The 2,131-nt window shown below is 41.3% G+C and carries 1 rRNA gene; it reads right to left on the bottom strand.

The annotated features are described in order from the left end of the window. Positions 1 to 173: 173 nt before the first annotated feature. Positions 174 to 1,686, bottom strand: a 16S ribosomal RNA gene (locus DMB91_RS08685). Positions 1,687 to 2,131: the final 445 nt, after the last annotated feature.

Genomic DNA, 2,131 nt, shown 5'->3' with positions numbered 1-2,131 from the left:
TTTGTTTAATTTATAGTTTTATTGACATTTATAAAGACTAAAGTCTTTTCTATCAATCTTTAAAATCTAAACAAGGACTGATTGAGATTTACTACTTAATGTAGTGTATAAGCTTCGTGAAAAACTTATATATAATGACTTATAATTAATGAAAACTATAAGTTGTACTCTAGAAAGGAGGTGATCCAACCGCAGGTTCTCCTACGGTTACCTTGTTACGACTTCACCCCAGTCGCTGATTCCACTGTGGAGAGTAACCAGTTTAGTATCCCCTCTTCGAGTGAAATCAACTCCCATGGTGTGACGGGCGGTGAGTACAAGACCCGGGAACGTATTCACCGTAGCATGGCTGATCTACGATTACTAGCGATTCCGGCTTCATGCTCTCGAGTTGCAGAGAGCAATCCGAACTAAGACATATTTTATAGATTTGCTCCAGCTCACGCTATTGCGTCTCATTGTATATGCCATTGTAGCACGTGTGTCGCCCTGGGCATAAGGGCCATGATGACTTGACGTCGTCCACACCTTCCTCCTCCTTACGAAGGCAGTCTATTTAGAGTGCTCAGCCGAACTGTTAGCAACTAAATACGTGGGTTGCGCTCGTTGCGGGACTTAACCCAACATCTCACGACACGAGCTGACGACAGCCGTGCAGCACCTGTCTCTAAGTTCTAGCAAGCTAGCACTCTCGTATCTCTACAAGATTCTTAGGATATCAAGCCCAGGTAAGGTTCTTCGCGTATCATCGAATTAAACCACATGCTCCACCGCTTGTGCGGGTCCCCGTCTATTCCTTTGAGTTTTAATCTTGCGACCGTACTCCCCAGGCGGTATGCTTAATGCGTTAGCTGCATTACTGAGATGACTAGCATCCCAACAACTAGCATACATCGTTTAGGGCGTGGACTACCAGGGTATCTAATCCTGTTTGCTCCCCACGCTTTCGCGCCTTAGCGTCAGTTGAGTTCCAGCAGATCGCCTTCGCAATGGGTATTCTTGGTAATATCTACGGATTTTACCCCTACACTACCAATTCCATCTGCCTCTCCCTCACTCTAGACTATCAGTTTCCCAAGCAGTTTAGGAGTTAAGCTCCTAGATTTCACAAGAGACTTGATAGTCCGCCTACGCGCCCTTTACGCCCAGTGATTCCGAGTAACGCTTGCACCCTCCGTATTACCGCGGCTGCTGGCACGGAGTTAGCCGGTGCTTATTCCTTAGGTACCGTCAGAATTCTTCCCTAAGAAAAGGAGTTTACGCTCCGAAAAGTGTCATCCTCCACGCGACGTTGCTGCGTCAGGCTTTCGCCCATTGCGCAATATTCCCTACTGCTGCCTCCCGTAGGAGTTTGGACCGTGTCTCAGTTCCAATGTGACTGATCATCCTCTCAGACCAGTTAAGCGTCATAGCCTTGGTAAGCCATTACCTCACCAACTAGCTGATACTATATAGTCTCATCCTTTGCCGAAAAACTTTCCCTACTTAACTTGTGTGAAGTAGGAGTATGGGGTATTAGCACTCATTTCTAAGTGTTGTCCCCCAGCAAAGGGCAGATTAACTATACCTTACTCACCCGTGCGCCACTAATCCACTTTTAGCAAGCTAAAAGCTTCATCGTTCGACTTGCATGTATTAGGCACGCCGCCAGCGTTCACTCTGAGCCAGGATCAAACTCTCCATTAAAAAAATGTAAAGTTTAATCTTTTTCTTCAAAGAAAAAGTTCAAAAAGAGTTAAATTACTTCAAAGACTCTTGATGTTTTTAAAAAGATTTTATATGATAACTCATACCTAAATCTTTTCTGGCTCAATCGATCACTTATTTAGATTTCAAAGATTGACTATTAAGATTTGAAAATAACACTATTAGATTTAAAGAACAATAAAACTCAAAACATAATTTTATAAACATTTCATCAAAATTAAAAAATATTAAATAATGAAAAGTTTTAAAACCCTTGAGAGTTCCTTTTAAAAGAAGTTTTTTAAGACTTCATTTCAAGTTTTAGGCTTGAAAATTAAAAAAAGGAAATGAAATTATATACAAATAAGCTTAAAGTTTTATTAAATTGTTTGGGTTTGGGGAGGTTAATATTTTTAAATTTCAATAAAGTATGGCTTGTAAAGCA

The sequence above is a fragment of the Campylobacter sp. MIT 97-5078 genome, assembly GCF_006864455.1.
GTDB lineage: Bacteria > Campylobacterota > Campylobacteria > Campylobacterales > Campylobacteraceae > Campylobacter_D.
This window is presented reverse-complemented; position numbering and strand designations above follow the sequence as displayed.